Source organism: Bifidobacterium leontopitheci (assembly GCF_009193355.1).
In the GTDB taxonomy this organism is placed as follows: Bacteria; Actinomycetota; Actinomycetes; order Actinomycetales; family Bifidobacteriaceae; genus Bifidobacterium; species Bifidobacterium leontopitheci.
Genome location: NZ_WBVT01000011.1, coordinates 67,750 through 74,785, shown reverse-complemented (window position 1 = coordinate 74,785; position 7,036 = coordinate 67,750). Strand labels below are relative to the sequence as shown.

At 66.4% G+C, this 7,036-nt stretch carries 6 protein-coding genes; all 6 read left to right on the top strand.

Annotated features, from left to right (window positions below; genetic code table 11):
* Positions 1-260: 260 nt before the first annotated feature.
* Positions 261-1,736: a glycine--tRNA ligase gene (locus tag F7D09_RS05290; RefSeq protein ID WP_152234371.1), complete on the top strand. Its 1,476-nt coding sequence runs from the start codon at positions 261-263 to the stop codon at positions 1,734-1,736.
* Positions 1,737-1,888: 152 nt separating this feature from the next.
* Positions 1,889-3,127 carry a tRNA dihydrouridine synthase DusB gene (gene dusB / locus F7D09_RS05285; protein ID WP_152234370.1) on the top strand — a complete coding sequence of 413 codons (1,239 nt, stop codon included), beginning with the start codon at positions 1,889-1,891 and terminating at the stop codon, positions 3,125-3,127.
* A 164-nt stretch (positions 3,128-3,291) separates the two neighbouring features.
* A complete protein-coding gene (gene ftsZ / locus F7D09_RS05280; RefSeq protein ID WP_152234375.1) occupies positions 3,292-4,614 on the top strand; it encodes a cell division protein FtsZ in 1,323 nt (440 codons plus the stop codon).
* A 32-nt stretch (positions 4,615-4,646) separates the two neighbouring features.
* A complete protein-coding gene (locus F7D09_RS05275) occupies positions 4,647-5,120 on the top strand; it encodes a cell division protein SepF (RefSeq protein WP_152234369.1) in 474 nt (157 codons plus the stop codon).
* Between the two features lie 224 nt (positions 5,121-5,344).
* Positions 5,345-5,626 (top strand): YggT family protein, encoded by a 282-nt coding sequence (locus tag F7D09_RS05270; protein ID WP_152234368.1) that lies wholly within the window; start codon positions 5,345-5,347, stop codon positions 5,624-5,626.
* A 108-nt stretch (positions 5,627-5,734) separates the two neighbouring features.
* Entirely contained in the window at positions 5,735-7,036 is a 1,302-nt protein-coding gene (locus F7D09_RS05265; protein WP_152234367.1) for a DivIVA domain-containing protein, read from the top strand.

Below are 7,036 nucleotides of genomic sequence, written 5' to 3'. Positions count from 1 at the left end.
ACTGGAACACCAAACGACGCCAGGAACGGCTGGGGGGACTGACCCCGGAGGAATTCCGGGACACGTTCCCCACAGCCCGGTCTGGTACCCTTTAATAAACCACGTCCAACTTTTGGGGCGCAGTTCATCCGTGCGGGGGCTTTCCTCGTATACGGTCATAGGAGGGAGCCGCAGGCATGGTACGCCGGCTGTCATCGCCGCCAACTAGACTCGGCACGGTAACATCAAGTCCCCAAACCGTTCAAACCAGAAGGTGCATTGTGGCTGTATCCAAACTCGATGAAGTCGTATCCCTTGCGAAGCGTCGCGGCTTCGTGTTCCCCGCCGGCGAGATCTACGGCGGCACCCGCTCCGCTTGGGATTACGGTCCCCTCGGCGTCGCGCTGAAGGACAACATCAAGCGCGAATGGTGGCGTTCCATGGTCGTCACCCGCGGTGATGTCGTGGGCGTGGACACGTCCATCATCCTGCCGACCCCGGTATGGGTCGCCTCCGGCCACGTCGCCGTGTTCAACGACCCGCTGGTCGAGTGCCTCAACTGCCACAAGCGCAACCGCGCCGACAAGCTGCAGGAGTCCTACGCCGAGAAGCACGGCGACAAGCTGCCGGAGAACGGCATGGCCGACATCGTCTGCCCCGACTGCGGCACCCGCGGCAAGTGGACCGAGCCGCGCGACTTCAACATGATGCTGCGCACGCACCTCGGCCCCGTCGAGGACGAGAACAGCCTGCACTACCTGCGCCCGGAGACCGCGCAGGGCATCTTCGTGGACTTCAAGAACGTGATGACCTCCTCGCGCTCCAAGCCGCCGTTCGGCATCGCCAACATGGGCAAGTCGTTCCGTAACGAGATCACGCCCGGCAACTTCATCTTCCGCACCCGCGAGTTCGAGCAGATGGAGATGGAGTTCTTCGTCGAGCCCGGCACCGACGAGGACTGGCACCAGTACTGGATCGACGCGCGCACCCAGTGGTACCTCGACCTCGGCGTCAAGCCCGAGAACCTGCGCCACTACGAGCACCCGAAGGACAAGCTCGCCCACTACTCCAAGCGCACCGTCGACATCGAGTACAAGTTCGGCTTCCAGGGCTCCGACTGGGGCGAGCTCGAAGGCATCGCCAACCGCACCGACTTCGACCTCAACGCCCACATGAAGCACTCCGGCGAGGACCTGAGCTACTTCAACCAGGCCACCGGCGAGAAGTACGTGCCGTACGTCATCGAGCCGGCCGCCGGCCTGACCCGCTCGCTCATGTGCTTCCTCGTGGACGCCTACGACGTGGACGAGGCGCCGAACACCAAGGGCGGCGTCGACAAGCGCACCGTGCTGCGCCTCGACCCGCGCCTGGCCCCCATCAAGGCCGCCGTGCTTCCGCTGAGCAAGAAGCCCGAGCTGCAGAACATCGCGCAGAACCTCGCCTCCGACCTGCGTCAGCACGAGTGGATGATCGACTACGACGAGGCCGGCGCCATCGGCCGCCGCTACCGTCGTGAGGACGAGATCGGCACGCCGCTGTGCGTGACCGTCGACTTCGACACGATCGACGACCAGGCCGTCACCATCCGCGACCGCGACACCATGAATCAGGAGCGCGTCGCGCTCGACCGCGTGGCCGAATACGTCGACTCGCGCATCGGCGAGAAGCGCGTGCGCGTGCCCTCCAAGCCGGTTTCCATGGGCGGCGAGGCGTGGCCCGACACCGTGAAGATCAACGAGGCCGGCGGCCTGTACTGACCGTCGCCGCACCCCGATACAGGTGAGTCGCTCCCGTCGGCGGGAGCTGGCCGGCGCAATGCCGGACTGAGGGTGGTCCATCGCAACAGCTGGACCACCCTCAGTCTCACCTGAGGTCCGACAGCCCCTGCCCGCAAGAGCCGAGAGGATTCATGGAAACCATCATCAACGCACCCCACGAGACCGACAACCTCGACCCGCGCACCGACGCGGCCGCCAAGGTGGCCGGCGCACCCGCACCGGTGACCATCGCGCCGGTGAAACTCGGTCGTATCACCGTGCCGACCCCGGTCATGCTCTCGCCGATGGCGGGCGTGACCAACTGGCCGTTCCGCGTGATCTGCGAAGGATACGGCCCGGACGGCCTGTACGTGGCGGAGATGATCACCGCGCGCGCGTTGGTGGCCCGCAACCCGAAGGCGCTGCGGCTGTGCCGGTTCGCGCCGGGCGAGAAGACCCGCTCGCTGCAGCTGTACGGCGTGAACCCGGCGATCGTGGAGCAGGCGGCGCGCATCGTCGTCGACAACGGCATGGCCGACCATGTGGACCTCAACTTCGGCTGCCCGGTGCCTAAGGTCACGCGCCGCGGCGGTGGCTCGGCCCTGCCATGGAAGACCGACCTGTTCCGCGACATCATCCAGCGGGTCGTGCGCGTGTGCGGCGAGGCCGGCATCCCGGTCACCGCGAAGATCCGCGTCGGCATCGACCACGAGCACGAGACGTTCCTCGAAGCCGGGCACATCGCCCAGGAGGAGGGTTGCGCCGCGGTCACGCTCCACGCGCGCACGACCGCCGAGTATTACGGCGGCCACTCCGACTGGAGCCGCATCGGCGAGCTGGTCTCGGCGCTCGACATCCCCGTGTTCGGCAACGGCGACATCTGGGGTGCGGAGGACGCGCTCGAGATGGTGCGCGAGACCGGGTGCGCCGGCGTCGCCATCGGCCGCGGCTGCCAGGGGCGGCCGTGGCTGTTCGCCGACATCAAGCACGCCTTCGCCGGCAGCGACGAGCGCACCGACCCCACGCTGGGCGAGGTGTGCGACGTCATCAGGCGTCACGCGGCGCTGCTCACCGAGTTCTACGACGGCGACGAGCGGATGGCCGTGCACGACCTGCGCAAGCACATCGCCTGGTACCTCAAGGGGTTCCCGGTCGGCGGCTCGACGCGCAAGGCGTTCATGGAATGCGAGAGCCTGTCGGACGTGGACCGCGAGATCGGCGAGCTCGACCCCACGGTCAGGTTCCCCGAGAGGGTCAAGGACAAGCCGCGCGGCCGCGTGCGCTTCGCCAAAAAGGTCCATCTGCCCTACGGGTGGCTGGATTCGCGCACCACGACCCATGAGGAGCGCGAGACGCTGTTCGGCGACGACCCGATGGACGCCGGATACTGATCGCCGGCCGTGCACGTGGGCGCGATGGACGCGGCCGGGGAGCCCCGGGCGTGTCGTTTTGTGTGAGACCCATGGAAAAACGTGGGTACACGCCGAGAAATGAGCTTTATAATTAACGGTTCTGCGATAAAGTTGTGCGTAACCGTGAGTGACAGGAGACAATGGTGAGCGAGATTGCCCAGACTGACAATTTCAACGACAGGACCAACATCAAAGTCGTCGGTGTCGGTGGAGCCGGCGGCAATGCCGTTAACCGCATGATCGCAGAGGGTCTGCAGAACGTGCAGTTCGTTGCCGTCAACACCGACGCGAAGGATCTGCTGCGGTCCGATGCCGACGTGAAGATTTCGCTGAACGACGCGTCCAGCCGTGGACTCGGCGCGGGCGCCGACCCGGAGCGAGGCTGCAAGGCCGCGCAGGACCACCAGTCCGACATCGAGGAGGCGCTCAAGGGCGCCGACATGGTGTTCGTGACCTGCGGCGAAGGCGGCGGCACCGGCACCGGCGCAAGCCCGATCGTGGCCCGCGCCGCGCATCAGCAGGGCGCGCTGACCATCGCCGTGGTCACCCGTCCGTTCACCTTCGAAGGCCCGCAGCGTTCCGCGTCCGCCGACCTCGGCATCGAGAACCTGCGCAAGGAGGTCGACGCGCTGATCGTCATCCCCAACGACCGCCTGCTCGAGCTCTCCGACCGCACCATCGGCATCGTCGACGCGTTCAAGACGGCCGACTCCGCGCTGCTCGCCGGCGTCCAGGGCATCACCGACCTGATCACCATGAACTCGTACATCCACGTCGACTTCTCCGACGTCACCGCCATCCTGCGCGGCGCCGGCACCGCGCTGTTCGGCATCGGCTCCGCCCGGGGCGAGGACCGCGCCACCCAGGCCGCCGAGATCGCCATCAGCTCGCCGCTGCTCGAATCCAGCGTCGAAGGGGCGCACGGCGCGCTCATCAACATCGCCGGCCCGACCGACCTCAAGCTGCAGGAGGCCTCCGCCGCGACCGAGCTCGTGCGCAAGGCCATCCACCCCGAAGCCCAGATCATCTGGGGTCTCGCGCTCGACGACGCCTACGGCGACGAGGTCCGCGTCACCGTCATCGCGGCCGGCTTCGACGCCGACTCGAAGAACACGAACGTGCCGTCCATGAAGAACGCCGCCGCCTCCGCCACGACTTCCGCCCCGGCCGCTTCCGCGGCGCCGGCGCAGAACTCCACGGCCGCGCACACGGCGACCTACACGTCCGCGTACGTCTCCGCCGCCGCCCAGCAGACCCACGCGGCCGCTCCGGCGCCGGCCATCCCCACCCACACGCAGCAAAACCCGAACACCATGGTCACGCCGCCGGTGCGGCCGGTGCCCGACTTCGCACTGCGCAAGGGCGGCGCCGCGTCGCTGCCGTTCGACGACGACACCACCGAACACGATATCGTCACGCCCGGCAACGACCTGGGCGATTTGGACATCCCCGATTTCCTGCGCTGACCGCAGGCGTTGCCGAAAGGAACTGAACAGTCATGGCTGGGTTTATGAGAAGCGCGATGTCGTATCTCGGCATGGCGGACGTCGTCGACGACGATGAGCCGATCGACGACGCGCAGGAGGACACCGGTTTCGACTCCGACCATTCGGTGACGCCGGTCTCCACCGCGTCGCCCGCGCCGGCGCAGTCCGCGGCTCCGGCACGCGAGTCGAACCCGTTCCAGGGCCGCGTCAGCCGCATCACCACCATCCACCCCAAGTCGTATGAGGACGCCCAGCTCGTGGGCCGTGCCATCCGCGACGGCGTGCCGGTCGTGCTCAACCTCACCGGCGTCTCCGAAGCTGTCGCCTACCGCATCGTCGACTTCTCGGCAGGCGTGGTGTTCGGCGTGCGCGGCTCCATCGAACGGGTCACGCCGCGCGTGTTCCTGCTCAGCCCCGCGCAGGTCAACATCAAGGTCGAGGAACCGCAGAAGCCGTCCTCGGCGCACGATCTGTTCGCTGACTGAGAACCGTCGTCGGCGGGTCTCTGCCGTCGGTTCGCGGCGACCGCTGCAGTGCCGACCGGGTTCGCAATAGCCGATATGCAAGGCGGCGGCATGGATTTCCACCATGCCGCCTTTGTCGTATCTCAGACGGCATGACGCGGCGACGCGCACGCAGTCGCACCGCTCCAAGCTGGCAGGCAGGCGGCGTCCAGCTGACGTTGAGCTGGGCTGATAGGCTGAACTGCATGCTGCTTACCATCCTTCAACTCGTCGTCGACCGCATCATCGAGGCGTACATCACGGTGCTGTTCATCCGCATGATCGTCGACTGGGTGGCCGTGCTCGCCCCGCGTTGGCGTCCGCGTGGCGTCGTCGCCTCGCTCATCGACATCATCTACTCGCTGACCGAGCCGCCGTTGCGATGGCTCAGACGCTACATCCGGCCGATTCCCATGGGTCCGATCGCCATGGACGTGAGCTTCATCGTGCTCTACACGGCGCTGGTGGTGTTGCGAATATTGATATAAAAGACGCGTAATCGCGCAAGAACGGGGTATTCTCTCAGGGTTCGTGATAGCATCGGAAGTTGATACCAACACAGCGAGGCATCGTGCCCAAAGCGAGGTGTAAGTTTTATGGCTCTTTTGACGCCGAAAGATATTAGGGAGCATACCTTCCAGACCGTGCGTTTCAAGGAAGGCTATGACGTCGACGAGGTCGATGATTTTCTTGATCAGGTGACGGAGACCGTCGAGGCGCTGGGCAAGCAGGCCGCGGCGGGCGGCCAGGCGACGCAGTCGCTGGGGCCGGACGTCACCAAGCTGAACGCCAAGATCTCCGAGTTGACCGCGCAGGTGCAGTCGCTGCAGAACGAGAACCAGCAGCTGAAGTCCGCTTCGGCGACGGGTGGCAAGGATGCCCAGGCCGCTCAGGTCGCCGCCGCGAAGCTGACCGAGGCCGAGGAAAGCAACCGTGCCCTCTCGCAGCAGAACGAGCAGCTCAAGGAGCAGGTGGACCGTCTGAGCGCCCAGGTCGACCAGCTGACCGCGCAGGCCGCGAAGGCCTCCGGCCAGGCCGACGTCGCCGCGCAGCTGACCTCCGTCCAGCATGAGCGCGACCAGTACCGTGCCAGCGCGCAGGACATGTCCAGCCGTCTGCAGGCCGCCCAGCAGCAGGCCGCGTCCTACCAGCAGCAGCTGGCCGACGCGCAGAAGAAGTTCACCGCGCTCCAGCAGCAGGCCGCGCAGGCCTCCGATCTCGCTCGCCAGCTCGAAGAGTCCAAGCAGCGTGAGGACCAGCTGCGCCAGCAGGTCTCCAAGGTCGAGCCGAGCACCGAGACCGGCAGCCTGCAGAAGATCGCAGGCGCCGCCGCCGGCGCAGGCACCGAGCCCGAGCGCGCCACCGCCATGCTGACGCTGGCCATGCAGCTGCACGACCAGTACGTCGACAAGGGCAAGGCCAAGGCCAAGGAGATCACTGAAGCCAGCCAGAACAAGTACAACGAGCTGGTCACCAAGGCCAACGACTACTCGTCCCGCACCCGCACCGAGGCCGACGACTACAACAAGCAGGTGCACGCCGACGCGGACGCCTACTCCGAGCGCACCCGTTCCGACGCGGACGCCTACTCGGTGAAGACCCGCCAGGATGCGGACACCTACCGCGACAACACGCAGAAGCAGGCCGACAACTACGAGGCCGAAGTGCGTCGCCGCGCCGCCGAGTACGATACGAAGACCCGTTCCGCCGCCGACGACTACGCGCAGTCCGTGCGTGACAAGCTCACCACGCAGTCCAAGGTCATCGAGGGCAACATCCAGGGCCTCAAGCAGTTCGAGACGGAATACCGTGCGCGCCTGACCGACTTCCTCGGCCAGCTGTCGCGCCAGGTCTCCGACACGAACAACTACAGCCAGATCGGCAAGCAGGCGGACTGA

Coding starts and splice junctions, on each gene's coding strand:
- dusB (WP_152234370.1), top strand. CDS start 1,889: ATGGAAACCATCATCAACGCACCCCACGAGACCGACAACCTCGACCCG.
- F7D09_RS05275 (WP_152234369.1), top strand. CDS start 4,647: ATGGCTGGGTTTATGAGAAGCGCGATGTCGTATCTCGGCATGGCGGAC.
- F7D09_RS05270 (WP_152234368.1), top strand. CDS start 5,345: ATGCTGCTTACCATCCTTCAACTCGTCGTCGACCGCATCATCGAGGCG.
- F7D09_RS05265 (WP_152234367.1), top strand. CDS start 5,735: ATGGCTCTTTTGACGCCGAAAGATATTAGGGAGCATACCTTCCAGACC.